The sequence below is a fragment of the Aeromonas sp. s4 genome, assembly GCF_040907855.1.
Lineage (GTDB): Bacteria > Pseudomonadota > Gammaproteobacteria > Enterobacterales > Aeromonadaceae > Aeromonas > Aeromonas caviae.
On sequence record NZ_JBFOCP010000016.1, the window covers coordinates 26,957 to 51,146 of the forward strand.

The window sequence follows — 24,190 nt, forward strand, 5'->3', positions numbered from 1 at the left end:
TAGGCAACCATTGTGTCCAGAGTGCCACCTGCTTTTTGCCCCCGGTATCGGGGGCGCAGGCACGCAGATGAGGGGCCCTCGTCAACGAAGAGGGGGATATGCCCCTGGCACAGGCGACCCCTCTGGGCGCACCGCTGCCAGCAGATAATCCACGAAGGCCCGGACCCGGGCCGAGAGGTGACGGTGCTGTGGATAGAGGGCGTAGAAGGGGCGGGATCGCCCCGCAAAGGGGGTCATCACCTCGATCAGCTTGCCTTGCAACAGCGCCTCGGCCGCCACGAAATGGTAGATCTGGAACAGACCGCCCCCAGCCACCGCCCAGCCCAGGCCCGCCAGCACATCGTCAAGCACCCGCTGTCTGCTCTGAACATGAAGGTCGACAGGGTCCCCCTGCTCGTTCACGAACTGCCAGGGGAAGGGGCGACCCGTGCTCGGGGTGATGAACTGGATCAGATCATGTTGCGACAGCATCTCCAGGGAGGTTGGCGCGGGGCGGCGGGCGGCATAATCGGGGGCGCAGAAGACCCCGAGGCTGGCATCCTCCAGCTTGCGGGCGATGATCCGCCCATCGCGCGGCTCTCCCAGCCGGATGGCCAGATCGTAACCATCCTCCACGAAGTCGATGTTCCTGTTGGAGACATTGAGCTCCAGCTCGACCTCGGGATAGGCCGCCATGAAGCCCGGCAGCAGGGGCACCAGACGGTGGTGGGCATAGACGGTGCCCACGCTGATGCGCAGCACTCCTTTGGGGCGGCGCTGGCGGCCGGTGATGGCCCGCTCGGCCTCGGCGATCTGCTCGAGCGCCTGCTGGCACTGCTCCCGATAGAGCTCCCCGTCATGGGTGAGGCGCACGCTGCGGGTGGTGCGATGGAAGAGTTTGACGCCGAGCCTGGCCTCGAGACGCTGGATGGAGCGGCTCACCGAGGCGGGCGTTACCCCCAGTACCTGAGCCGTAGCGGTAAAGCTGCCAAGTTCGGCTGCCTTGCAAAAGAGCTCTATGGTGCCGAGCTGGACGGGGTCGAAGGCACGGGACATATGTTCATCCATGTAAATAATCAAGTTCAATGGTGTGAGTTTATTCGTCCATGGGTAATCAGTAAATTGCTCATCGAGGGCGGCCCGGTGGCCGCCCGATCGATCACTGCCATCAAAAGGAAGATCACGATGAAGAACACCCTCAAGGCCGTGCTGGCCTCACTGCTGCTGGCGACCTCCGCCGCGGCCAGCGCCGCCCCGAAAGGCGAGATCCTGGTGCTGCTCTCGAGCGAGACCGAACTGCCGCTGCAAGGGGGCAAGAGCCTGACCACCGGCTTCTACCAAAATGAACTGGGGGTGCCTGCCGCCGCCCTGCTGGAGGCCGGCTATACCCTGACCCCGGTGACCCCGAGAGGGAACCGGCCCGTTGTCGACACGCACTCCGTCGATCCCCAGTACTTTGGTGGCAACCCGCAGGAGATGGTACGCATCGGCGCCGTCGTGGAGGGGTTGCTTGGCGTCGGCAAGGTGCTCTCCCTGAGGGAGGTGCTGGCATCCGGTCCCGAGCGCTATGCCGGCCTCTTCATTCCCGGTGGCCATGCGCCCCTCATCGATCTTGCCAAGGATCCCGAGGTGGGGACCCTGCTTCGCCACTTCCATGACAACCACAAACCCACGGCCGCCATCTGCCACGGCCCCATCGCGCTGCTGGCGGCGCAGGCGGATCCGGCCGGGTTCGAGCAGTCGGTCATTGCAGGCAAGGCAGACGGCGCCAGAGAGTGGATCTACGACGGTTACAGGATGACCATCTTCTCCGACAAGGAAGAGGCGGTGTTTGAAGGCTCCCTTGGGGGTGACAAGCTGCGCTACTACCCGGCGAAGGCCATGGCCCAGGCCGGCGGCAGCATGCAGTTCGTGGCACCCTGGCAGCCTGGCGTTGTGATCGATCGCGAGCTCATCACAGGCCAGAATCCCTTCTCCGACCACGCTCTGGCGAGCGCCTTCATCGCGGCGCTGGACAAACAGCAAGGGGCAGGCTGACGCGAGGAGAGGCGCAAGCTCCCCCCTTGATCAGTGCAGGCAGCCCCTATGGGCTGCCTTTTTCATGCCCCAGCCTTGGCGAGAAACGCCTTCATGGCGGGGGTGACACTGTGTTTTCGGGTGATGAAGGCGATGGTGCCTGCGCTCGCATCGCTCAAGGGATGGCAGGGCAGTTTGAAGAGCTGCTGGGCGGTGGCGGCGATGCCGGCGCTGACTACGGCGCAGCCCAGGCCGTGGCTCACCCCGTTGACCAGGTGGAACAGGGAGTCTGTCTCCAGCACCACCCGCAGGCTGATCTGCTGGCGGGCGGCGGCCTCGTCCAAGTAGCGGCGAAACTGCATGGTGGTGCTTGGCAGGATCAGGGGGAGATCTTGCAAGTCCGCCAGGGTCAGCGGCCCGGTCGGGGCGCAGTGGGCAGGCAGGGGGCCCAGCAGGGCCATGGGGTTGGGGTGGCGAAGCTGGACGTCGAGGGCCCGGCGCTGATGCTCGGTGAGCAACTCGTCAAAGCCGAGCCCGATGTCGATGCGATGCAGATCCAGCTGCTCCATCAGGGTGGCATGGGTCATCACGCAGAGGTGCAGGCCCACCTTGGGGTAGGCGTCATTGAACCCCTTGAGCAGCGGCATGATGTCGATGCTCGACTGGGGCACGACGCCGATGCGCAGCGCACCCGACAGCCCGCCCCGAAAGAGGCTGAGCTCCTGGCGCATGGCATCCTGTTCCTGAAGCATCCGCTCGGCGTGGTGCAGCACCACTTCCCCCGCCTGGGTCAGGGCCACGAACTGGCTGTTGCGCACCACCAGTTCGGTGCCAAGTGACTTCTCCAGGGCGGTGATGCTGGCCGACAGGGTCGGCTGGGTGATGAAGCAAGCCTTGGCCGCCTTGGCGAAGTGACGGTGCTGGGCCAGCTCGTAGAAATAGTGCAACTGCTTGATATTCATCGTGGTAATGGCAGCAGGCAAAGGCAATGAGCGACAAATTTAATCAATCGACATCCCGATGGCAATAGAAGTTATCTATTGGTGAATAGATTTGTTTCATTGGTTTTGGCGCGGCGGCTTATCTAAACTTGAGGCCCGAATACAGCTTATAAGCGTCTCGCATGATCCCTTTCAATTCACGGTTGCCCAGTCTGGATGAGCTGGTGGAGGAGGTGGCCGTGTCCGTCAACATCAACGGCATCAACCATGCCGTCATGATGGCCACCCCGGACGATCTCGACGATTTCGCCATCGGTTTTCTGTTTGGCGAGGGGATCATCGGGGGCAACCACGATGTACACGATATCCAGAGCACCCCGTCCGAGCAGGGCATCGTGCTCGATGTCACCATCGCCAACCGCTGTCTGGCTATGCTTGGCCAGCGCAAGCGCCGCCTGGCCGGTGCCAGCGGCTGTGGCATCTGCGGCGTGGAGGCCATCGAACATGCGTTGCCCGTGCTCACCCCGCTGACCCCGGGCGCCCCCTTCGACACCGCCTCTTTGCAGGATCTGCGGGAGCGCATCGTCCCCTGGCAGAGCAAGGCCCGCCAGAGCGGCGCCCTTCATGCCGCCCTGGCGCTGGATGATCGCGGCGAGATCCTGGCCTGCCGGGAGGACATAGGGCGGCACAACGCCCTGGACAAGCTCATCGGCATGCAGCTGCGCCAGCCGGTGCAGGCCGCCACCCTGGTCATCACCAGCCGCTGCGGCAGCGAACTCATTCACAAGGCGGTGCAATTTGGCGCCGCCCACCTCATCAGCCTTGCTTCCCCCAGCCAGCTCGCGGTGCGACTGGCCCTGAAGTACAACCTGACCCTGATCCATGTGCCCCGATCCGATGCCCCGGTCTGCTATGCCAGCCCCCGCGCCCTGGATCACGTTGGAGACTCCCATGTCCAGTCATATTGAGAAACCGGCCAAGGCCGGCGGCTTTTCCTCCCTGCAGTCCACCTTCAAGCAGGTGCTGCGCAGCCAGAAGACCCGCCAGAACATCAAGAACCTGCTGCGGGTCAACCAGACCGACGGCTTTGACTGTCCCGGCTGCGCCTGGGGTGACAACAAGCAGGGGGCCTTCCAGTTTTGCGAGAACGGCGCCAAGGCGGTGGCCTGGGAATCCACCGGCAAGACGGTGGGGGCCGATTTCTTCGCCGAGCATTCGGTGCGTCGCCTCGCCACCCAGAGCGACTACTGGCTCGAATACCAGGGGCGACTGACCGAGCCCCTGCGCTACAACCCGGCCACCGATCACTACGAGCCGGTTAGCTGGGATCAGGCGTTTGCCCTCATCGCCGACAAACTCAAGAGCCTGGCCAGCCCCGACGAGGTGGAGTTCTACACCTCGGGACGCGCCAGCAACGAAGCCTCCTACCTCTATCAGCTGTTTGGCCGCCTCTATGGCACCAACAACTTCCCCGACTGCTCCAACATGTGCCACGAGGCGAGCGGGGTGGGGCTCATCCAGTCCGTCGGGGTGGGCAAGGGCACCGTGGTGCTCGATGATTTCGACGCCGCCAAAGCCATCTTCGTCTTTGGCCAGAACCCGGGCACCAACCACCCGCGCATGATGAACGCCCTGCGCAAGGCGGCGCGCCAGGGGTGCCAGATCGTCACCTTCAACAACCTCAAAGAGGTGGCCCTCGAGCGCTTCGCAAGCCCCCAGAGCCCGGCGGAGCTACTGACCCCGGCGGCCACCACCATCAGCCACCAGTACCTCACGCCAAAGCTGGGCGGTGACATGGCGGCCATTCGCGGCATGGCGAAATACATCCTGGAAGAGGAGGGGGGGCGCATCGATCTCGCCTTTATCGAGCAGCACACTGCGCACTTTGACGACTACCTGGCCCAGGTGAAGGCTACGGAGTGGACGCAAATCGAGGCGCAATCCGGCCTCGGTCGGGAGGCGATCACCCGGGCGGCGCAGATCTTCGCAAGCAGCGAGAGCGTGATCAGCTGCTGGGCCATGGGGATCACCCAGCACAAGCATTCGGTCGACACCATTCGCGAAATCGTCAACCTGCACCTGATGTGCGGCCAGATTGGCAAGCCGGGGGCCGGACTTTGTCCGGTGCGCGGTCACAGCAACGTGCAGGGCAACCGCACCATGGGGATCAACGAGAAACCCAATGCCGCCTTCCTCGATCGCCTGGAGCGCCGCTTCCCGGTGGGCTTCAAGCGCACGCCGGGGCACAACGTCTACGAGGCCCTTAAAGCCCTTCATGGCGGCAAGAGCAAGGTGCTCATCTGCCTTGGGGGCAACCTGGCAGCCGCCGCGCCGGATACCGAGTTCACCTATGAAGCGATGCGAAGGAGCGAGCTCAACGTGCAGATCAGCACCAAGCTCAACCGCAGCCACCTCATGGTGTCAAAAGATGCCCTGATCCTCCCCTGCCTGGGCCGTACCGAGCTCGATCAGCAGCGCTCCGGGGTGCAGAAGATCACCGTGGAGGACACCTTCAGCATGGTGCACGCCTCCACCGGGATGAACGAGCCGGTCTCGCCGCTCTGTCTCTCCGAGATAGACATCGTGGCTCGCATGGCCGAGGCAACGCTTGGCAGCGATCGGGTGGACTGGCTGGCGCTGCGGGATGACTACGGGCTGCTGCGGGATCTCATCGAGGAGACCATCGCGGGCTTTGGCGACTTCAACCGCCGCATCGAGGAGCCCTGCGGTTTCCATCTGGAGAACAGCGCCGCCCTGCTGCGCTGGAACACCGCGAGCGGGCGCGCCGAATTCAGGGCGAGCCGTTTGCCGGACTCCATCCTGCCCGAGTGCACCAGCCACGCAGAGCAGATGGTGGACCAGCCCGTGCTGCTGCTTCAGAGCCTGCGCTCCCACGATCAGTACAACACCACCATCTATGGCATGGATGACCGCTATCGCGGCATCAAGGGGCGACGCAACGTGGTCTTCATGAACGAGGAGGATGCCAGGAGGCTGGGGCTCGCCGAGGAGCAGCGGGTGGACATGAGTGCGGTGTGCAACGACGGGCGCGAGCGGGTGGTGCGGGGCTTTAGCGTCATCTTCTACGAGATCCCGAAAGGCAACATCGCCGCCTACTACCCGGAGACCAACCCCCTGGTGGCCATCGAGAGCATAGGGGAGGGCTCTTTCACCCCCACCTCCAAATCGGTGCCCGTGCTGGTGACCCCGAGCGCCGCCTCGGTCGAGAGCCTGGCCGTCACGCTCTGATTCCTCATATGGATACCGTCCGACCCCTGCCATGGCAGGGGTTTTTTTATGGACAGGCGGTGCCCGGCAAAGCCTGGGCCGATCAGCCCAGGGCCACCACCACGCAGTTTCGGCCCTGGCTCTTGGCATCATAGAGCGCCTTGTCCGCCTCCTTGAGCACGGCGGCGATGCTGGTGGCATCCGCTCCCCAGTGGGCGACGCCGAGGGAGATGGTGATGTGGCCAGCTACCTCCATGTCGTGGCTCGCCACCCGGGTACGCAGGCGCTCGGCGATCTTCTGCGCCTGTGCAAGGGAGACCCCGGGCAGCAGCAGCAGGAACTCTTCGCCGCCGCTTCGACACAAGGCGGCATCAGAACGCAGATCCTGCTGCATCAGGGTGGCGAGGGAGACGATGACGGCATCCCCCACGTCGTGACCGAAGCGGTCGTTGATGGCCTTGAAGTGATCGATGTCCAGGGCAATCACCGTCAGGGGCTGACGTTCGGCCTCGTACTCGTCCAGCATCTGCTGCATGGCCCGGCGGTTGAACAGGCCCGTCATGGGGTCGGTGTGGCTGTCGGTGTGCAGCTTGTCGATCTTGGTGTTGAGCAGCCCCAGCCCCTTGAGGATGGCCTGCTTCAACTGGGCCGCTTCGAAATACCAGGCGCGGATCCCCGAGATGCTGGTGGCGGCCCCCTGCTGATCCATGAGTCCGGCCCGGTTGGCCAGTTGTCGCAGGGGTCTGGCGATGATGGTGGCCGAGAGCCAGATGACGAAGAGAATGAAGAGGGTGACCGGGATCATCCCCTTGAGGATCTCCAGCATCTGTTCATCCAGGCCGGCCAGGGTGGCGCTGCGGGGGCGCTGGGCCACTATCCCCCAGCCTGCGTCCGCCACCGGGGCAAAGCCTGCCAGCATCTCGCTGCCCCGGGAGTTGAGCACGCTTTGCGCGCCATCCTGCCCCTTGAGTACCGCATCCACCACCCGGTTCTTGCCAATCTTCTGGCCGAGGCGCTCCGGGTTCGGGTGGTAGATGAGGGTGCGCTGGCGGTCCACCACATAAAGATAGGAACCATCCTGGTAGTAGTGCTGCCCCAGCAGGCTGGAGAGCACGCTGGCGGACTCCAGATAGATGGTGCCGGCGACATAGCCGAGGTAGCGCTTGTCTGCCGAGAAGATGGGGTGGGAGAGGCTGATGAGGTAGTTGCCAGTGAGGGAGACCAGGGGATCCGCGATGAGGGGCTGCTGGCTTGCCAGGGTCCGGCTCGCATTGGCCGAGGTGAGCTTGACCCCTTTCACATGCAACGCCTCGGGAGAGACGGCGACGATGACGGAATCGGTGTTCACGATGGCCACCGAGTTGAAGGTGTTGGTCTGCTGGCGCAACTGGCCTGCCACCTCCTCGAGTCCATGGAGGTCGTTGCCCTGCAGCAAGGGGGCGAGCCGGGCCGCGCCATAGGCCAGCTGTCCCTGGGCCGAGCGCAGCATGGTCTCGGTGGAGGCGGCGAGCTTGGTGGCATAGACCCGGTTTGCCTCCAGGGTGCTGTCGATGAGCAGTTGTCTTTGTGCCTGATAGATGGCGTAAAAGCTGTTGCCAAAGGTAGCCAGCACGCCGATGACGGCCAGCGCAAGGATGAGGCGATGCAGATCAAACCTCAGCAGCCAGTGAGAGTGCATGAACGAAACGGATCCTTGTCGTGGCGTCGGGGCAGTGCGGCAATTTTAAGGGGGGTGACCGCCCAATGCCATCGTTAATGTGATTCTCGAATGGTTCCCTTTCATGGCGTGTCCCGGGCGGCAGCCCCGTCCCCTGTCGTCATGAGGCCGGTGAGGGCGGGATCCGCCAGCTCCGCCACCGTCTGCCAGAAGGGGGCGACGAGGGGATTGTCGTTGCCCGGCGGGCGAATGAGCCCGATGATCCAGCTCGCGTCGGCCTCCCCGAGGGGCAGGGTCAGCACATCGGGATGCTCAATGGTGGTGGAGGAGGGGACCAGGGTCCAGGCGATGCCGGCCGCCGCGGTGGCGATGCCGGCGGCGAAGTCGTTCACATACTGGATGTCCTGAAAGCGCAGGCCGCTCTGGGCGAGGTAATGGATGAACTGATCGTAAAAAGAGGGGGCCTTGTCCCGGCGCAGGATGGCGAGCGGTTTCTCCTGCAGATCGGCGAGCCCCGCCACCCCCTGATAGCCTGCGGGCAGCACGGCGACGAAATGGGCGCGCACCACGGGCAGCACCGGCCAGCCCTTGGGGGCGGGCAGGCGGCAGAAGCCGAGATCCAGCCGGCCCTCCGCCAGCGCCAGCAACTGGTGATGGGTGGAGAGATCGTTGAGCTCGATGGCGACCCCGGGGCGGCTGGCCCGAAAGCGGGCGATGGCGGCGGGCACCAGCAGCTTGGTGGCGACCCCGAAGCCGATGCGCAGGGTACCCGCGTGGCCCGCCAGCACGTCGCGGGCGCTGCGGGCGAGCTGTTCGCTCTGGGCCACCAGGGTGCAGGCGTCGGCGTAGAGGGCGCGCCCGAGCACCGTCAGCCGGGTGCTGCCGGCGTTGCGCTCGAACAGCTCGCCGCCAAGGTCCGTCTCCAGCCGGCGGATCTGCTTGCTCAGGGCCGACTGGGTGACGTGCTGGCGCGCCGCCGCCTGACCAAAGTGCAATACCTCCCCCAGGGTGACGAAGGCTTTCAGATCTCTCAACTCCATGGTGCCTCGCTTTATTCCAGATGGGAATGATAGGTGGCCATATTTGTCATTGGACGGAATTCTAGAAGTGTTGGATGCTGGTGCCAACTCATTTCGGACCCCTGTACGGGGTCGACGTATCACGGGATGGCCCCCGCCATCCGCGCAGAAGGAGCAACACCAGATGCATCATCACAAGTTCAACGACTTCCCGAACGGCTTCCTCTGGGGCGCCGCCTCCGCCGCCTATCAGGTGGAAGGGGCCTGGAACGAGGAGGGCAAGGGCCCCTCGGTATGGGACAGCTTCACCAAGCTGCCGGGCAAGACCTTTGACGGGAGCAACGGAGACGTGGCGGTGGATCACTACCACAGGGTGGAAGAGGACGTGGCGCTGATGGCCGAGATGGGGCTCAAGGCCTATCGCTTCTCGGTGAGCTGGCCGCGCATCTACCCGACGGGGCGTGGCGAGGTGAACGAGGCGGGGCTCGCCTTCTACGACAGGCTCATCGATGCCCTGCTGGCCCACGGCATCGAGCCGGTGCTGACCCTCTATCACTGGGATCTCCCCCAGGCCCTGCAGGATGAGTACGGCGGCTGGGAAGACAGGCGCATCATCGACGACTTCGAGCGCTACTGCGTGACCCTCTATCAGCGCTTCGCCAGCAAGGTGAAGTACTGGGTGTCGCTCAACGAGCAGAACTACAACCTGACCAACGCCTACCAGCTTGGCACCCATCCTCCCGCCGTGCAGGACAGGAAGCGTTTCTTCGCCGCCAACCACATCGCGTTTCTCGCCAATGCCCGGGTCATCAAGGCGTTTCGCCAGCACGTGCCAAACGGCCTGATCGGGCCGAGCTTTGCGTACTCCCCCGCCTATCCGGCCTCCTGCGCCCCGAGCGACATGCTGGCGTTCGAGAATGCCGAGGAGTTCACCAACCTCTGGTGGCTGGATGCCTACTGCTTCGGCCGTTACCCCCAGGCGGCGCTCGCCTATCTGCGGGAGACCGGCGAGGCGCCGGAGATCCTGCCGGGCGATCTCGAGCTCTTGCGCGAAGGCACCCCCGACTACATCGGGGTCAACTACTACTACACCCTGACCTTCACCGACAACCCCCTCGGCGGCCAGACGATGCAGCGCATCAACACCACGGGCAAGAAGGGCACTACGCCCTCCAGCGGCATTCCCGGCCTCTACAAGACGGCCCCCAATCCGCACCTTGAGACCAGCAACTGGGACTGGGCCATCGATCCCACCGGGATGCGCATCGCCCTGCGCCGGCTCTCCTCCCGCTACGCCCTGCCGCTGATGATCACCGAGAACGGCCTGGGGGAGTTCGACAAGCTGGAAGCCGGGGACAAGGTGAACGACGACTACCGTATCGCCTATCTGCACAGCCACCTCAAGGCGTGCCGGGAGGCGATGCAGGACGGGGTCGAGCTGATTGGATATTGCGCCTGGTCCTTCACCGACATCCTGAGCTGGCTCAACGGCTACCAGAAGCGCTACGGCTTTGTCTACGTGGACAGGGACGAGCAGGGAGGATCTCTTCGTCGCATCAAGAAAGAGAGCTTCCACTGGTACAGCCAGGTCATTGCAAGCGGTGGCAAGACCCTGTAACGGGCCCGGTGCGCCGCACCTCGTCTGCCCAATGCCGGAAGGCCCCCTCATCGGAGGGGGCCTTCCTTGTTTGTGCAGCTGACAACCATGACCGCCTAGATAAACATGCCGCCCGAGGCTTCGATGCGCTGGGCGGTGATCCAGCGGCAGTCATCGGAGAGCAGGGCGGCGATGGCGCCACCGATGTCGTCGGGCTGACCCACCCGGCCAAGGGCGGTCTGGCTCGCGAGAAAGTCGTTGACTCCCTTGTTGTCGCGCACCACGCCGCCGCCAAAATCGGTCTCGATGGCGCCGGGGGCCAGCACGTTGACCGCGATGCCCCTGGGGCCCAGCTCCTTGGCCAGATACTGGGTGAGCACCTCGACGCCCCCCTTCATGGCGGCGTAGGCGGCATAACCCGGCATGGCGAAGCGGGTGAGGCCGGTGGAGAGGTTGAGGATGCGACCGCCATCTGCCAGGAGGGGCAGGAGCGCCTGGGTCAGGAAGAAGGTCCCCTTGAGGTGGATGTTGAGCAGGGTGTCGAACTGCTGCTCCGTGGTCTGCTCGAAGCTGGCATGAATGCCGATCCCGGCGTTGTTGACCAGGAAGTTGAAATGGGTGCGCTGCCACTCCCGGGCGAGCAGTTGCGTCACCTCCTCTGCAAAGGCCGCGAAGGTGGCGCTCTCGCCCACGTCCAGTGTAAGGGCATGGGCCCGAACGCCGAGGGCGCGGGCCTGGGTCACCACCGCCTCCGCCTCTGCGGCCTGGCTGCGATAGGTGATGATGAGGTCGACGCCTTTGGCGGCGAGGGCCAGGGCCCCGTGCTTGCCAAGGCCGCGGCTGGCCCCGGTGATGAGGGCGATGGGTCTGGTCATGGTATGACTCCTGTCAGGGTGGCGGACACAGGCTCGATACGAGCCGACCAGATCACTGTATTGTTCCTTTTAAACTGGATAAATAGCGTGATAATAGAATCACTGTTCCGTTTATCGAGACAATCAGGCCATGGATCAACTGGATGCGATGAGAGCCTTCGTGCGGGTTGCCGAGCTGGAGAGTTTTACCCGCTGCGCCGAGCAGACGGGCATCCCCAAGGCGACCCTCTCTGCCGCCATCCGCCGGCTGGAGGAGCGCATGGGGACCCGGCTCCTGCTGCGTACCACGCGGCGGGTGCAGCTCACCACGGACGGCCAGCTCTGCTATGCCAGATGCCGGGAGCTTTTGGCGGACATGGAGGAGTTTGACGGCCTGTTTCGCCAGGGGGGGCAGATCTCGGGACAACTGCGGGTCGACATGCCAAGCCGGATGGCCCGCCACCTGGTGATCCCGGCCCTGCCGGACTTTCTGGCGCAGCATCCCGCCCTGCAACTGATGCTGAGCAGCACGGACAGGCGGGTGGATCTGGTGCGCGAGGGGTTTGACTGCGTGGTGAGGGTCGGGGCGCTTGAGCCCTCCAGCCTGGTGGCCAGGCCCCTTGGTCACTATCGCCAGATCAACTGTGCCAGCGCAGGCTACCTGGCTCGCCACGGGGTGCCCCGCACCCTTGGGGATCTGGCGGGCCACCGGCTGGTGCACTATGGTCCCGGGTTTGGTGCCGGGCAGGGGCGCAGCGAGCCCGGCTTTGAATACCTGGCAGAAGATGGCCGCCGCGCCCTGCTGCCCATGGCGGGGGCCCTCATGGTCAATGACAGCGAGACCTACCTGGCGGCGGCGCTGGCGGGGCTTGGTATCATCCAGATGCCGCGGGTGGGGGTCGAATCCCTGCTCGCGGGGGGCGAGCTGGTGAGCATCCTGCCCCAGTGGCAGCCGCCGCCGCTCCCCATCCACGCCCTCTATGCCCATCGCCGCCAACTGGCCCCCAGGGTCCAGCTCTTCATCCACTGGCTGGCGGGGTTGCTCGCCGCCCATCTCGGGGGCGCCTCAGAGGCGGCTGCGCCTTGAGCGAAACTCGCGGGGCGAGAGGGCAAACGCCTCACGAAAGAAGCGGGTAAAGCTGCTCTGGCGGGCAAAACCCAGGCGCTCACCCACTGTCTGCAGGGGGAGGGCGGGATCCTGCAACAGGCGGCAGGCCTCCTCCCGGCGTACCCGCTCCAGCAGGCCCGAGAAGTGGCACCCTTCCTCCCGCAGATGGCGGTTGAGGGTCCAGCGGGTCAGCTTGAGGTGCTCGCACACCCCATCGAGCAGAGAGGAGGCCTCGGCGCTCTCTTGCCACAGCTGCTGGCGGATGAGTGCCATCACCCTGTCCCGGTAGCGGCTGCTTGGGCGAAGCTGGGCCATCTGCCGGTCGAGCTCCCCGAGCAGCAGGGGTTGCAGGGGCAGGTTGCACTGCCCGTGGGCGAGATCGAGCAAGGCGGCGGGAAAGCGCAGCTCGAAGGCTGCCCCCTGCTGCAACCGCCCTTCCAGCCAGCCTGCCAGCTCACGCCACAGCCTGGGGCGTACCGGGGTGGGCAGCACCAGCAGCCCCTGGCCCGGGTGGTAGAACTGGAGCAGGGCATAGAGGTGGCAGAGGTTGGCCAGGCTGCTCAGGGCGATGACGTCCGGGTGATCGGACTCCGAGTGGTAGCTGATCCTGGCCTGCCCCGCTTCTTCTTGCAGGCGGATCTCGTCGCTCTCGCCGATAAGGGGGCGGTAGGCGAGGAAGAAGTGCAGGGCCTGGCGAAGGGTGGCGGCGTTGCAGCACAGGCTCGCCAGCGACATGAAGTCGGCAAAGAGGCCGGGGAGGGCGGGAGGCGTCCAGTCGAGGGCCAGATCCACGTGGGGGGCTGCCCCGGCCAGCAGCCGGAAGTGGCGCCCGGTGTCGAGCCGCCCCTGGGGGATCAGCAGCTCTTCGTGAGCGATGCCGCAGGGGTGCAGGAGGGCAGCAGGATCCCGCCCGCGGGCCTGCCAGTGGTTGAGGCAGTGCAGGGCAATCCGGTTGGAGACGGTCTTCACGGCAAAAATCCTTGTCAGCGGTGGCCCACCATCATCGACCAACGGCGGCGGATTGCCGTGAGCCAGCGCCGCTTTCATGTTTCAGATTTGTAACCAAGGGTAACCCTGCAACCCTTTTCACACTTTTCAATCCTGCTCCCAACCGGCAACTTCCTGCACCCGACGGGCAAGTGAGGCGGGCCGCTTTTGCATAGAGTGGCGACTCCTACACACACAAGGAAGATAACAACAATGAAACACCACTCGCTCTCCCGAACCCGTGTCGCCCTCGCCATCGGGGCCCTGCTGCTGGCAGGGTGCAACGACAACGATTCCACCCCCAAGCCCGAGCAGCCCGTTCTGGGCCACCGCACCGTCACCCTCATCGAGCAGGACGGCCTGCAATTCAAGGATCTCGATGGCAGCGGCACCCTGACCCCCTACGAGGACTGGCGCCTCGGCGCCGCCGAGCGAGCCCGGGATCTGGTGGGCAGGCTCACCCTGGCCCAGAAGGCAGGGCTGATGATGCACGGCACCCTGGTGCTGGACGGGGCGGGGCGGGTGAACCTCGCGGCCATGGACAAGATGCTGCGCGAGGACGGGGTCAACACCTTCATCACCCGCATGGCCGGTGATCCGGCGGCCATCGCCGCGGACAACAACACCCTGCAGGCCCTGCTGGAAGGGGTGGGATTCGGCATCCCCATGACGGTGAGCACGGATCCCCGCAACCACTTCACCCATGATCCCAACGCCACCAGCATCGGTGCCGGGGCCTTCTCCCAGTGGCCCGAAACCCTGGGGCTGGCCGCCATCGGCGATGCCGCCCTGGTGCAGCGCTTTGGCGACATCGCCCGTCAGGAGTACCGGGCCGTCGGCATCCACGAGGCCCTCTCGCCCCAGGCGGATCTCGCGACCGAGCCGCGCTGGGGCCGCATCAACGGCACCTTCGGGGAAGACAACCTGCTCGCCAAGTCCCTGGTCAAAGCCTACATCGAGGGCTTCCAGCAGGGGAGCGAGGGGATAGGCAAGGAGAGCGTGGTCACCGTGGTCAAGCACTTCGCCGGGGCCGGTCCCCAGAAGGACGGGCTGGATGCCCACAACCCCTGGGGCAAGGAGCAGGTCTACCCCGGCGGTCAGTTTGCCTACCATCTGGTGCCCTTCGAGGGTGCCTTCGAGGCCAGGGTGGCCGCCGTGATGCCCTATTACGCCATGCCCCTGGGCCTGACCCAGGATGGGCAGCCCGTCGAGGAGGTGGGGTTTGGCTTCAACCGCCAGATCATCACGGATCTGTTGCGGGGCCACTTCAAGTTTGACGGCGTGGTGCTGAGCGACTGGGGCATCGTCAATGACTGTGACAGCCGCTGCGAGCAGGGGCTGACCCAGGATGAAGTCAATGCCGGGGTGAGCCCCTGGACCGTGCCCTTTGGCATGTCCTGGGGTGTGGAGAAGCTCACCAAGGCCGAACGTTATGCCAAGGCCATCGACGCCGGGGTGGATCAGTTCGGTGGCGTGGAAGATCCGGCGCCCCTGCTGGCGGCGGTGCAGAGCGGTCTGGTGACCGAGGCGGCCATCACCACCTCGGCCGAGCGGATCCTGGCCCAGAAGTTTGCCCTCGGGCTCTTCGAGAATCCCTATGTGGATGCCGAGGCCGCGGTGGCCCTGGTGGGCAAGGCCGAGTTCCAGCAGGAAGCCCAGGCCGCCCAGGCGGCGTCTCACGTGCTGCTGAAGAATGAGGGGGCCCTGCTGCCGCTGAAGGCGGACGGCAAGCGGGTCTATCTGCACAATGTCAACGCCGAGGTGGCCAGGGCCAACGGCTATACGGTGGTGACGAACCTGGCCGACGCGGAGCTTGCCATCGTGCGGGTCAACGCCCCGGGCGAGCAGGATCCCCGCTTCCCGTTTGGCAGCATCCACTTCGGTCAGCTCGGTTTTGCCAGCAATGACCAGGTGGTGCAGGAGACGGCCCATGAAGGGGTCTACCGCGGCGCGGATGACTATGCCGCCATCCAGGCCATCGAGCAGGCCGGGGTGCCCCTGGTGCTCTCCGTCTATCTGGACAGGCCCGCCATCCTGACCGAGGTCGCCCCGGCGGCCCGGGTGCTGCTCGTCAACTTCGGCGCCCTGGATCAGGCCCTGTTCGATGTCATGAGCGGCACCCAGAAGGCACGCGGCAAGCTCCCCTTCGAGCTGCCCTCGAGCTGGCAGGCGGTGCTGGCCCAGTCCCCGGACGTGGCCAAGGACTCACAAAGCCCGCTCTATCCCTACGGGGTCGGTCTGGCCTATTGACGGACAGGGATGTTCTGTCTCTCATCAAGGCGCCTTCGGGCGCCTTTTCCATTGCCCCCATCGACAATCCCGGTTTGGCGCAAGGGGTTGGCTTGGGCATAATGGCGCCCCGGCAACGGGTGCGGTGGCCAGTGTGGCAGGCACCCGGTCACAGTGCACAGGAGATGAGATGAAATTTATCGGAGCCCACGTCAGTGCGGCGGGCGGGGTGGAAAACACCATCGCCCGGGCCAAAGCCATCGGGGCCAACGCCTTCGCCCTGTTTACCAAGAACCAGCGCCAGTGGCAGGCGGCGCCCCTCTCCGAGGCCAGTATTCGTGCCTTCAAGGCCGCCTGCGAGAAGGAGGGCTTTCGTCCTGAGCAGATCCTGCCCCACGACAGCTACCTCATCAACCTGGGTCATCCCGACCCCGACGCCCTCGCCAAGTCCCGGGATGCGTTTCTGGACGAGATGAAGCGCTGCGAGCAACTGGGGCTGTGCTACCTGAACTTCCACCCGGGCAGCCATCTCAAGCAGATCCCCGAGGCGGTGAGCCTCAAGCTCGTTAGCGAGTCCATCAACTGGGCGCTGGAGCGCAGCGAAGGGGTGACGGCGGTGATCGAGAATACCGCCGGCCAGGGTACCAACCTCGGCTGGTCGTTCGAGCATCTGGCCACCCTCATCGACGGGGTAGAGGACAAGAGTCGGGTCGGCGTCTGCTTTGACACCTGCCACGCCTTCGCCGCCGGTTACGATCTGCGTACCCCCGAGGGGTGCGAGGCGGTGTTTGCCGACTTCGACCGCATCGTGGGATTCCAGTACCTCAAGGGGATGCATATCAACGGCGCCAAGTGTACCTTCGGTAGTCGGGTCGACCGTCACCACAGCCTGCGGGAGGGCAACCTCGGCGAGGCGGTGTTCCACCACATCATGAACGACGACCGTTTCGACGGCATCCCGCTTATCCTCGAGACCATCGACGAGTCCATCTGGGGCGAGGAGATAAGCTGGCTGCGCAGCCTGGCCGGGAGCCCGCGCCCGGCGTGATGCCGGGGTCCACCATTGGGTAGCAAGGAGAGACGATGCACGACGAGACAAGGGCGCCCCTGCGCTTTGGCATTGCCGGGGCGGGGGCTATCGCCCGGCGTTTTTGCCGCGATGTGAACGGGCACGCCAGGGGAGCCGAGGTGGTGGCCATCGCCGCCCGGGACCAGGGACGGGCGGACGAGTTCGCCCGGGATCTGGGGCTGCCCCACGCCTATGGCAGCTATGAGGCCCTGGCCGTCAGCCCCGAGGTGGAGGCCGTCTATGTGGCGGTCATCCACCCGGAGCACGCGGGCCTGGTGAGGCAGATGCTGCTGGCGGGCAAGCACGTACTGGTGGAGAAACCGGCGGTGACCCGGGTAGCGGATTGGGACGCCCTGGTGGCGCTCGCCCACGCACGGGGCCTGCTGCTGCTCGAGGCCATGAAGGTGATGTGCTTCCCCGCCATGCGCGCCCTGTTGCAGCGCCTGCCCCTGTTGCCGCCGCCGCGCGAGCTGCGGGCGGCGTTCGGTTCGACCCAGCCCAGGGTGGGCAAGCTGTTCGATCCGGCGCTGGATGGCGGCGCCGCCTGGGACGTGGGGGTCTATCCCCTCTGGCTCCATGCCGCCCTCTGCCATCGGCTGGGGCTGGGCTGCCCCGCCCCCGAGGTGACGCTGACGCGGGCTCCGGGGGAGGTGGATCTCGCCGCCAGCTTCACGTTCGATGAGCCGTTTCGGGCCGAACTCGGGGCCTCCATCATCGAGGATCTCGAGCGGGAAGCGTCCTTGTCCGGGGAGGGGTGGTGCCTGGTCATCGAGGGCAAGTGGTGGAATCCCCAGCACATTCGCTGGCAAGGGGGGCCTGCTCCCGTCATCTGGCCGGCGGACATCTACCTGCCGGTGGAGGGGGGCGGCATGCAGCACGAGGCGGATCACTTCGCCGATTGCCTGCGCCACCGGCTGCTGGACTCCCCCTGGGTGCCCCAGGCCGTGACCCGGCAGGTGCTCGGCTGGATTGAAGGGGGACTCGCCGGCTGAGGCCGGAGAAGGGCGGAGGGCAGAAGTGTTCATTGCTTGAACGACAAGGGCGCCAACGGCGCCCTTGTCGCATCCGAAGGGTTTCTCACGCCAGGGTCTGGGCGCGGCAGAAGGCCAGGAAGCGGCGCAGGGCGACGGAGTGGAACTTCTGCTTGTGCCAGACGAGGGAGAGCTGGCGGGGGAAGCGGCGACTCGGGGTGAGGGCCACCAGGCGCCCCTGTGCCAGCCGGTCCGCCACCGCGAGGCGGGAGATGAAGGAGATGCCGAGCCCCTTCTCCACCGCCAGCATCACCGCCTCCAGGGTATTGAGCTCTATCCCCGCCTGCCAGCGGGGCAGGTGGGGCTGGAGCTGCTGCTCGAACTGCTCGCGGCTGCCGGATTGCGCCTCGCGCAGCACCCAGGTTTCCCCGGCAAGTCGGCGCAGGGGCAGCTCGAGCTGATCCGCCAGGGGGTGACCGGGGGCGGCGATGATGAGCATCTCGTCCTCCAGCCAGGGTTCGCTCACCAGGTCCGGGTGGTGGTTCTCCCCCTCGATGAGGGCGAGATCCAGCTCGAAGTGGGCGAGGGCATGGCACAGGAGGTGGGTGTTGGCGATGGTTACCCTGGGGGCGGCCCCCAGCTCCTGGGCCCCCTCCGCCAGCAGGGCGGGCAGCAGGTAGTTGCCGATGGTCTGGCTGGCCCCGAGGTGCAGCTGGCCGCTCGGCTCGGCATCGGGGCTGAAGAGCTGCTCTATCTCCTGCATTCGGGTCAGCAGCTCCTCGGCGGCCGGTTGCAGCAGGCGCCCCTCGCTGTTGAGCTGGAGCCTCGGGTGCACCCGGTCGAACAGGGGCGTGGCGAGCTGGCGCTCCAGCTCCTGCAGCGACTGGGAGACGGCCCCCTTGCTCAGGCAGAGTTCATTGGCGGCGCCCCCCAGGTTGCCGTGGCGGGCAATGGTGGCAAACACCTTGAGTTGTTGCAGGGTGAGCTTCATATCGTTTGATTTTCCTAAACGCTAAGTTCAATTCATTTAGATATCGTAAACGATAGACCCCCTTTATCCTATGCCCATCGTCATCATCAAGAGGGTATTCGCCATGATCGCAAGAACCCGCCGCTCCCTGGCCGCCGCCCCGACCCCCATGGCCGGTCTGGCACTCGGGATCGCCAGCCTCGGCTGGTGCTGGGAAAATGCCGGTCAGTTCGATGGCCGTCTGCAACTGCTAGGGGCCGCCATCGCCGCCGTGCTGCTCCTCGTCCTGACCTTCAAGTTTCTGATCCACCCGCGCCTGCTGTGGCAGGATCTCGCCCATCCCGTGGTGGGCAGCGTGGTGCCCACCTACGCCATGGGGACCATGGTGGTCTCCAAGGCGGTCGGCCTGCTCGCCCCGACCCTGGGGCAGGGGCTCTGGCTGTTTGCGGTCATCGTCCACCTCGTCTTCCTCGCCACCTTCGTCTGGCACAGGGCCAAAGCGTTTGAAATCCATCACATGGTGCCGAGCTGGTTTGTGCCGCCGGTGGGGATCATCGTGGCTGACGTGGCCTACCCGGGCGGTCCCTTCGCATCCCTGGCCACCGGCCTGCTCTGGTTCGGCATGGCCTGTTACGGCCTGATGCTGCCGCTGATGCTCTATCGCCTCATCTTCAGCCACGAGGTGCCGGATGCCGCCAAGCCCACCATCGCCATCCTGGCCGCCCCGGCGAGCCTGTCGCTGGCCGGCTACCTCACCGTGAGCCAGGATCCCTCCCTGCTGCTGGTGGCGGTGCTGCTCGGGATCGCCGTGCTGATGACCGGCATCATCTACCTGGCCTTCATCAAGCTGCTGCGCCTGCCGTTCTCGCCGGGTTACGCCGCTTTCACCTTCCCCCTGGTGATCGGGGCCACCGCCCTGTTCAAGGTGAGTCACCTGCTGTCGCAGTGGCCACAGGCGGCCCGCTATGCCGAGCAGCTCCATCAGCTGGCCTATCTGGAGCTGGGGGTGGCCACCCTGGTGGTGGGTTACGTGGCCCTGCGTTATCTGATGTTCTTCCTGCCGGCCGTGCAGGATGACCTGCCGGGGCAGCCCGCACGCCGCTAGGCACAAGGTTTTCTTACCCCCTCGTCATCGACCCCGCCCGTGCGGGGTCTGCCGTTCGTGATGCAGTGACACAGAGAGGAATCAAATGAAGCAGATTATTTTTGTCAATCCGTGAAGTGGCTTAAATAGTTGCCCATACAGGCGACATTCAGTTGGCGTTAACTGGTAATACCTGTCACGATGCGCGCCACTTTATCTTCCCATTGTTTTGTCGTGCCCCATGTCCTCATCTGATCCCGTGTTTGACGCCCGATTCCAGCCTCGTCTGCTGCACCCCCGTTACTGGTTGAGCTGGCTCGCCCTCGGCGCCATCGGTGTGCTCGCCTTCGTTCCTCCGCGCTGGCGGGATCGCCTGGCCGATGCTCTGACGCCCCTGGTATGCGCCATCTCGAAGAAGCAGATCTACATCGCCAGGACCAACCTCGCCATCTGCTTCAAGGAGAAGAGCGAGGCCGAGCGGGAGGCCATCCTGATGACCTCCATCCGGGTCGGCCTCAAGAGCCTGCTGGGCTTTGGCGAGTTCACCTGGCGCAGCCCCGCCCACGTGATGGGGCGGATCCAGGTCAGCGGCTGGGAGCATATCGAGGCGGAGCAGGCCGCTGGCCGACCGGTGATCCTGGTGGTGCCCCACAGCTGGCCCATCGATGCGGCGGGCTACTACTTCGCCCAGCGGGGCCTGCCCATGTGCACCATGATGAAGAGCGCCCGCAACCCGGTGTTCGACTGGCACATCAACGGCGCGCGGGCCCGGCACGGCTGCCGCGTCTATGAGCGCAGCGCCGGCATCAAGCCGGTGATCAAGGCGGTGAAATCCGGCCTGAGCTTCTTCTACTTGCCGGATCAGGATCACGGACGGGAGGCGAGCCTGTTCGCCCCCTTCTTCAATCACCCCAAGGCGACGTTGCCGGCCCTGCCACGGCTGGTGAAGCTGACCGGTGCCCGTGCTCTGCCGGTGCTGGCCTGCTATGACGAGCAGGCGCACGGCTACCGGTTGGAAGTCGAGGCTCCCTACGCCGACTACCCGAGCGGGGATCTGATAGCGGATACCTGCCGCATGAACGACAGCGTGGAGCGCCAGCTCTGCCGCCACCCGGGCCAGTACATGTGGTTCCTCAAGATCTTCGACACCCGTGAGGATCAGGTGGGGCCGGATGGCCTCTACGAAGAGGGGATCCGGCGCATCCGCCGGGGCCTTGCTCCTCATCCCTGAGCCTTGCGCTCACCCGGTGCAAAAATGTGGCCCCAAGCGGGCCACTTTTTATTTCTAACTTGTCTGATCAGTGACTTGGCGCGGTGGCGCTGTGCAGGGCAGGGTAGAAAAAGTTGTCAGGATCACTAAAATGACGGTCTGTTTTGATGATTCGATGGCGACCATGTCCGCACAAGATCCGGTGTTTGATACCTCTTTTCATCCGCGCCTGCTGCACCCCCGTCTGTGGGGCAGCTGGCTGGCCGTCGCCCTGCTCTCCCTGCTGGCCTGGGTGCCGGCAAGGGCACGGGACAAGCTGGCCGACTACCTGGCCCCCCTGCTGCTGCGCGTCTCCAGGAAGCAGGCCTACATCGCTGACACCAACCTCAAGATCTGCTTCCCCCATCTCGACGAGGCGGGCCGTCAGGCCCTGCTGCTGAAATCCATCCGGGTGGGGCTCAAGACCTTCCTGGGCTTTGGCGAGCTGACCTGGCGCAGCCCCGACTTCCTCAAGGGGCGCGTCAAGGTGAGCGGCTGGGAACACGTGGAAGCGGAGCGGGCAGCCGGTCGCCCCATGATCTTCGTGGTGCCCCACACCTGGGCGGTGGACATGATTGGCCGCTACTTCCCCCTCCAGGGGATCAAGATGTGCACCATGATGAAAAGCCCCAAGGATGCGGTGTTCGACTGGTACATCAACCGCGAGCGCAGCAAGGGCGGGCGTATCTACGAGCGCAGCGTCGGCATCAAGCCCGCCATCAAGGCCCTGCGCAGCGGCGACAGCTTCTTCTATCTGCCGGATCAGGATCACGGCCGGGAGGCGAGCCTCTTCGTGCCCTTCTTCAACCACCCCAAGGCGACTCTGCCGGCCCTGCCCAAGCTGGTGAAGCTGACCGGTGCCCGCGCCGTGCCCATTCTGGCCTGCTACGACGAGGACGAGGGGTGCTACCGGCTGGAGATCGAGGCGCCGTTCGACCCTTATCCCACCGCGGACCTGGTGGCGGACGTCAACCAGATGAACCGCATGGTGGAGCAGCAGCTTTGCCGCTTCCCCGAGCAGTACATGTGGTTTCTCAAGATCTTCGAAACCCAGGAGCACGATCAGGGCGAGGACGGTCTCTACGAGGCGGGGATCCGCCGCATCCGCCAGGGGCTGCCACCGGAACCTTGATCGACACGGCCCCCTTGCGGGCCGTTTCTGACAGGGGTGGCAGGCCACCAGCAAACAGGTGCAAACAAGGTGCAAATAGGGTAAAAGGGCGGTCATGAAAATTCCAAATCGAATCCAACCTCTGGTTGATGACGGCCTGGTGGACGATGTCATCAGCCGGCTGATGAGCGGCAAAGAGGCCGACGTCTATGTGGTGCGCTGCGGCGACGAGATCCGCTGTGCCAAGGTCTACAAAGAGGCGTCAAAGCGCAGCTTCAAGCAGGCCGTGGTCTATCAGGAAGGGCGGCGGGTACGCAGCAGCCGCGATGCCCGCGCCATGGAGAAGGGCTCCAAGTACGGTCGCAAGCAGCACGAAGAGGTGTGGCAGAACACCGAGGTGGATGCCCTGTTCAAGCTGGCGGCGGCCGGGGTGCGGGTGCCCAGGCCCTATGTCTGCCTCGATGGCGTGCTGCTGATGGAGCTCATCACCGACGCCGATGGCAACGTCGCTCCCCGTCTCAACGACGTGGCCCTGACCCGTGAGCAGGCTCTGGTGGATCATGGCAAGGTGATCCGCTACGTGGTGCGCATGCTCTGCGCCGGGCTCATTCACGGGGATCTCTCGGAGTTCAACGTGCTGGTGGACGAAGAGGGGCCCGTCATCATCGACCTGCCACAGGTGGTGGATGCCGCCGCCAACAACCAGGCCAGGGCCATGCTGGAGCGGGATGTCGACAACATGCGCAACTACTACGGCATGTATGCCCCCGAACTGCTCAAGACCCGTTATGCCCGGGAGATGTGGTCCTTGTTCGAGGATGGCAAGCTGGGCCCCGAGACCGAGCTCACCGGCCTGTTCGAAGAGAGCCGGGAGGCCATCGATCTGGATGGCGTGCTGCACGAGATAGAGAGTGCCCAGGAGGAGGCCATGGCCCGCCGGGCCAGGTTGCAGGCGGAGCAGGAAGAGGAGTCCTGACGGGCCTTCATCCCAATCAAAAAGAGCGCCATGGGCGCTCTTTTGTTTTTGGACCCTGGCTCAGAGCCCGGTCAGGGGTGGCGCCTTGAGACGGGGCCCCTGGTAACCCGTCACCTCGCCAAAGCGCGGATGACCGCTCTCCCAGTCGGCGGCGGCGGTGCGAATGGCCTCCTTGTCGACGCTCACGAAGTTCCACCAGATCTGCAGCGGTCTGGGCAGGGGCTCGCCGCCGATGAGCAGCAGCCGGGCGCCCGGGCGCAGGGTCAGCACCACCTCCCGGTTGCCGGGGGGCAGATAGAGCAACTGCTCCGGGGCCAGGGCCTCCCCTGCGACGATGGTCTCCCCTGCGAGGGGAAAAAGGCCGTGCTCGAAGGCGGGATCCAGGGGGAGGGTGATCTCGCCTCCCTCGGGGGCGTGCAGATCCAGCCCCAGAATGGGGGAGAAGTGCAGGGTGGGGGCGCGCTGGCTGCCGTGCTCGCCGATGAGCAGAGTGAGGGTGATCTCCCCTTGCTGCCAGCGGGGGAGCGTCGGGTAGTGATCGAAGCGGGGCGGGGTATGCTGATCCGCCTCGGGCAGGGCTATCCAGAGCTGGGCGGCGTGCAGATCGGGCTGGTTCGGGACCGACTCCTCGGTGTGGGCGATGCCCCGTCCTGCGGTCATCAGGTTCACCTGGCCCGGACGGATCACCTGCTTGCTGCCCAGGCTGTCCCGGTGGAGGATCTCCCCCTCCAGCATCCAGGTGAAGGTCTGCAGGGCTATGTGGGGGTGGGGCCCCACATCCATGCCGGGGGCGCCGGGGGCAAAGCGGGTCGGGCCGATATGATCGAGAAAACACCAGGGCCCGATGGTGCGCCGCTCCTTGACCGGGATGGCGCGAGCCACAGGGATGCCGCCCACATCGGTGAGGCGGGAGGCAATGCGTTGCCACTGTTGTGTCATGGGGTGCTCCTTGTCGAGGAAAAGGTTGGCGCGCGCGCAGGCCGCAGCGTCTGCCGGGAGTTGGACATGCCGTCTCGCCCGGTGCCGGTGAGTGATGCCGAGGTTACTATGCCCCAATCCGGCGCCGGATGGCAAAGAGGGGGCACAGCGCCTGCCCTGAGGGCCCAGCCCGGCAATTGCAGCCGGGTACTGTATGAACGTACAAT

The 24,190-nt window shown here is 65.2% G+C and carries 20 protein-coding genes; 12 read left to right on the forward strand and 8 right to left on the reverse strand.

Features of this window, described 5'->3' with window-relative positions:
• Nucleotides 1-81: 81 nt before the first annotated feature.
• Nucleotides 82-1,047, reverse strand: a complete 966-nt coding sequence (locus AB5Y89_RS03195) for a LysR family transcriptional regulator (protein WP_368222864.1) — start codon at nucleotides 1,045-1,047, stop codon at nucleotides 82-84.
• 117 nt (nucleotides 1,048-1,164) lie between these two features.
• Between AB5Y89_RS03195 and AB5Y89_RS03200 the strand changes: the two genes are divergently transcribed.
• Nucleotides 1,165-2,016, forward strand: a complete 852-nt coding sequence (locus AB5Y89_RS03200; RefSeq protein WP_368222865.1) for a type 1 glutamine amidotransferase domain-containing protein — start codon at nucleotides 1,165-1,167, stop codon at nucleotides 2,014-2,016.
• Between the two features lie 62 nt (nucleotides 2,017-2,078).
• Here AB5Y89_RS03200 and AB5Y89_RS03205 read toward each other — a convergent pair whose 3' ends face one another.
• On the reverse strand, nucleotides 2,079-2,957 hold the full coding sequence (locus AB5Y89_RS03205) for a LysR family transcriptional regulator (protein ID WP_048208684.1): 879 nt from the start codon (nucleotides 2,955-2,957) through the stop codon (nucleotides 2,079-2,081).
• 161 nt (nucleotides 2,958-3,118) lie between these two features.
• On the opposite strand from AB5Y89_RS03205, the gene fdhD reads away from it, so the two are divergent.
• Together fdhD and AB5Y89_RS03215 are read left to right on the forward strand one after the other, a co-directional pair.
• Nucleotides 3,119-3,904 carry a formate dehydrogenase accessory sulfurtransferase FdhD gene (gene fdhD / locus AB5Y89_RS03210; protein ID WP_368222867.1) on the forward strand — a complete coding sequence of 262 codons (786 nt, stop codon included), beginning with the start codon at nucleotides 3,119-3,121 and terminating at the stop codon, nucleotides 3,902-3,904.
• The gene (locus AB5Y89_RS03215) at nucleotides 3,888-6,185 is read left to right on the forward strand and encodes an FdhF/YdeP family oxidoreductase (protein WP_010674611.1); all 2,298 of its coding nucleotides are present in this window, start codon (nucleotides 3,888-3,890) and stop codon (nucleotides 6,183-6,185) included. Before fdhD ends, AB5Y89_RS03215 begins: the two co-directional genes overlap by 17 nt.
• Nucleotides 6,186-6,267: 82 nt before the next feature.
• On the opposite strand, the gene AB5Y89_RS03220 is transcribed toward AB5Y89_RS03215, so the two are convergent.
• Together AB5Y89_RS03220 and AB5Y89_RS03225 are read right to left on the reverse strand one after the other, a co-directional pair.
• Nucleotides 6,268-7,842 (reverse strand): sensor domain-containing diguanylate cyclase, encoded by a 1,575-nt coding sequence (locus AB5Y89_RS03220; RefSeq protein ID WP_261999359.1) that lies wholly within the window; start codon nucleotides 7,840-7,842, stop codon nucleotides 6,268-6,270.
• Nucleotides 7,843-7,943: 101 nt separating this feature from the next.
• A complete protein-coding gene (locus AB5Y89_RS03225; protein ID WP_045524797.1) occupies nucleotides 7,944-8,861 on the reverse strand; it encodes a LysR family transcriptional regulator in 918 nt (305 codons plus the stop codon).
• A gap of 163 nt (nucleotides 8,862-9,024) precedes the next feature.
• Between AB5Y89_RS03225 and AB5Y89_RS03230 the strand changes: the two genes are divergently transcribed.
• The gene (locus AB5Y89_RS03230) at nucleotides 9,025-10,458 is read left to right on the forward strand and encodes a glycoside hydrolase family 1 protein (protein ID WP_368222869.1); all 1,434 of its coding nucleotides are present in this window, start codon (nucleotides 9,025-9,027) and stop codon (nucleotides 10,456-10,458) included.
• Between the two features lie 95 nt (nucleotides 10,459-10,553).
• On the opposite strand, the gene AB5Y89_RS03235 is transcribed toward AB5Y89_RS03230, so the two are convergent.
• On the reverse strand, nucleotides 10,554-11,312 hold the full coding sequence (locus AB5Y89_RS03235; RefSeq protein WP_134996761.1) for an SDR family NAD(P)-dependent oxidoreductase: 759 nt from the start codon (nucleotides 11,310-11,312) through the stop codon (nucleotides 10,554-10,556).
• A gap of 130 nt (nucleotides 11,313-11,442) precedes the next feature.
• Here AB5Y89_RS03235 and AB5Y89_RS03240 point away from each other — a divergent pair, with 130 nt between their 5' ends.
• Nucleotides 11,443-12,378, forward strand: coding sequence for a LysR family transcriptional regulator (locus tag AB5Y89_RS03240; protein WP_048207600.1), 936 nt, complete (start codon nucleotides 11,443-11,445; stop codon nucleotides 12,376-12,378).
• On the opposite strand, the gene AB5Y89_RS03245 is transcribed toward AB5Y89_RS03240, so the two are convergent.
• Complete coding sequence (locus AB5Y89_RS03245) at nucleotides 12,358-13,368, reverse strand: AraC family transcriptional regulator (protein WP_286700160.1); 1,011 nt, start codon at nucleotides 13,366-13,368, stop codon at nucleotides 12,358-12,360. The two genes, AB5Y89_RS03240 and AB5Y89_RS03245, sit on opposite strands and share 21 nt — an antisense overlap.
• A 231-nt stretch (nucleotides 13,369-13,599) precedes the next feature.
• Here AB5Y89_RS03245 and AB5Y89_RS03250 point away from each other — a divergent pair, with 231 nt between their 5' ends.
• The 3 genes from AB5Y89_RS03250 (at nucleotide 13,600) to AB5Y89_RS03260 (ending at nucleotide 17,676) form a co-directional block, all read left to right on the forward strand.
• Nucleotides 13,600-15,636 carry a glycoside hydrolase family 3 protein gene (locus tag AB5Y89_RS03250; protein ID WP_368222870.1) on the forward strand — a complete coding sequence of 679 codons (2,037 nt, stop codon included), beginning with the start codon at nucleotides 13,600-13,602 and terminating at the stop codon, nucleotides 15,634-15,636.
• 169 nt (nucleotides 15,637-15,805) lie between these two features.
• Complete coding sequence (gene nfo / locus AB5Y89_RS03255) at nucleotides 15,806-16,663, forward strand: deoxyribonuclease IV (RefSeq protein WP_042880583.1); 858 nt, start codon at nucleotides 15,806-15,808, stop codon at nucleotides 16,661-16,663.
• Nucleotides 16,664-16,698: 35 nt separating this feature from the next.
• Entirely contained in the window at nucleotides 16,699-17,676 is a 978-nt protein-coding gene (locus AB5Y89_RS03260; RefSeq protein ID WP_368222871.1) for a Gfo/Idh/MocA family protein, read from the forward strand.
• An 85-nt stretch (nucleotides 17,677-17,761) separates the two neighbouring features.
• On the opposite strand, the gene AB5Y89_RS03265 is transcribed toward AB5Y89_RS03260, so the two are convergent.
• Nucleotides 17,762-18,646 (reverse strand): LysR substrate-binding domain-containing protein, encoded by an 885-nt coding sequence (locus AB5Y89_RS03265; protein ID WP_010674621.1) that lies wholly within the window; start codon nucleotides 18,644-18,646, stop codon nucleotides 17,762-17,764.
• A gap of 103 nt (nucleotides 18,647-18,749) precedes the next feature.
• On the opposite strand from AB5Y89_RS03265, the gene AB5Y89_RS03270 reads away from it, so the two are divergent.
• From AB5Y89_RS03270 to AB5Y89_RS03285, 4 genes are all read left to right on the forward strand, one after another.
• Complete coding sequence (locus AB5Y89_RS03270) at nucleotides 18,750-19,730, forward strand: TDT family transporter (protein ID WP_151028235.1); 981 nt, start codon at nucleotides 18,750-18,752, stop codon at nucleotides 19,728-19,730.
• 220 nt (nucleotides 19,731-19,950) lie between these two features.
• Nucleotides 19,951-20,940: a lipid A biosynthesis (KDO)2-(lauroyl)-lipid IVA acyltransferase gene (locus tag AB5Y89_RS03275; RefSeq protein ID WP_368222873.1), complete on the forward strand. Its 990-nt coding sequence runs from the start codon at nucleotides 19,951-19,953 to the stop codon at nucleotides 20,938-20,940.
• A gap of 154 nt (nucleotides 20,941-21,094) precedes the next feature.
• Nucleotides 21,095-22,090 carry a lauroyl-Kdo(2)-lipid IV(A) myristoyltransferase gene (locus tag AB5Y89_RS03280; protein ID WP_323931525.1) on the forward strand — a complete coding sequence of 332 codons (996 nt, stop codon included), beginning with the start codon at nucleotides 21,095-21,097 and terminating at the stop codon, nucleotides 22,088-22,090.
• 94 nt (nucleotides 22,091-22,184) lie between these two features.
• A complete protein-coding gene (locus AB5Y89_RS03285; RefSeq protein ID WP_029314478.1) occupies nucleotides 22,185-23,045 on the forward strand; it encodes a PA4780 family RIO1-like protein kinase in 861 nt (286 codons plus the stop codon).
• A gap of 60 nt (nucleotides 23,046-23,105) precedes the next feature.
• On the opposite strand, the gene AB5Y89_RS03290 is transcribed toward AB5Y89_RS03285, so the two are convergent.
• Nucleotides 23,106-23,984, reverse strand: a complete 879-nt coding sequence (locus AB5Y89_RS03290) for a pirin family protein (RefSeq protein WP_266139658.1) — start codon at nucleotides 23,982-23,984, stop codon at nucleotides 23,106-23,108.
• Between the last annotated feature and the right edge of the window lie 206 nt (nucleotides 23,985-24,190).

Bases quoted from the DNA above. Each gene is read 5' to 3' on its own strand.
- AB5Y89_RS03275 (WP_368222873.1), top strand. From the start codon at position 19,951: ATGTCCTCATCTGATCCCGTGTTTGACGCCCGATTCCAGCCTCGTCTG.
- AB5Y89_RS03230 (WP_368222869.1), top strand. From the start codon at position 9,025: ATGCATCATCACAAGTTCAACGACTTCCCGAACGGCTTCCTCTGGGGC.
- AB5Y89_RS03225 (WP_045524797.1), bottom strand. From the start codon at position 8,861: ATGGAGTTGAGAGATCTGAAAGCCTTCGTCACCCTGGGGGAGGTATTG.
- AB5Y89_RS03290 (WP_266139658.1), bottom strand. From the start codon at position 23,984: ATGACACAACAGTGGCAACGCATTGCCTCCCGCCTCACCGATGTGGGC.
- AB5Y89_RS03215 (WP_010674611.1), top strand. From the start codon at position 3,888: ATGTCCAGTCATATTGAGAAACCGGCCAAGGCCGGCGGCTTTTCCTCC.
- AB5Y89_RS03270 (WP_151028235.1), top strand. From the start codon at position 18,750: ATGATCGCAAGAACCCGCCGCTCCCTGGCCGCCGCCCCGACCCCCATG.
- AB5Y89_RS03265 (WP_010674621.1), bottom strand. From the start codon at position 18,646: ATGAAGCTCACCCTGCAACAACTCAAGGTGTTTGCCACCATTGCCCGC.
- AB5Y89_RS03195 (WP_368222864.1), bottom strand. From the start codon at position 1,047: ATGGATGAACATATGTCCCGTGCCTTCGACCCCGTCCAGCTCGGCACC.
- AB5Y89_RS03235 (WP_134996761.1), bottom strand. From the start codon at position 11,312: ATGACCAGACCCATCGCCCTCATCACCGGGGCCAGCCGCGGCCTTGGC.
- AB5Y89_RS03205 (WP_048208684.1), bottom strand. From the start codon at position 2,957: ATGAATATCAAGCAGTTGCACTATTTCTACGAGCTGGCCCAGCACCGT.
- nfo (WP_042880583.1), top strand. From the start codon at position 15,806: ATGAAATTTATCGGAGCCCACGTCAGTGCGGCGGGCGGGGTGGAAAAC.
- AB5Y89_RS03260 (WP_368222871.1), top strand. From the start codon at position 16,699: ATGCACGACGAGACAAGGGCGCCCCTGCGCTTTGGCATTGCCGGGGCG.
- AB5Y89_RS03200 (WP_368222865.1), top strand. From the start codon at position 1,165: ATGAAGAACACCCTCAAGGCCGTGCTGGCCTCACTGCTGCTGGCGACC.
- AB5Y89_RS03220 (WP_261999359.1), bottom strand. From the start codon at position 7,842: ATGCACTCTCACTGGCTGCTGAGGTTTGATCTGCATCGCCTCATCCTT.
- AB5Y89_RS03240 (WP_048207600.1), top strand. From the start codon at position 11,443: ATGGATCAACTGGATGCGATGAGAGCCTTCGTGCGGGTTGCCGAGCTG.
- AB5Y89_RS03285 (WP_029314478.1), top strand. From the start codon at position 22,185: ATGAAAATTCCAAATCGAATCCAACCTCTGGTTGATGACGGCCTGGTG.
- AB5Y89_RS03250 (WP_368222870.1), top strand. From the start codon at position 13,600: ATGAAACACCACTCGCTCTCCCGAACCCGTGTCGCCCTCGCCATCGGG.
- AB5Y89_RS03280 (WP_323931525.1), top strand. From the start codon at position 21,095: ATGGCGACCATGTCCGCACAAGATCCGGTGTTTGATACCTCTTTTCAT.
- fdhD (WP_368222867.1), top strand. From the start codon at position 3,119: ATGATCCCTTTCAATTCACGGTTGCCCAGTCTGGATGAGCTGGTGGAG.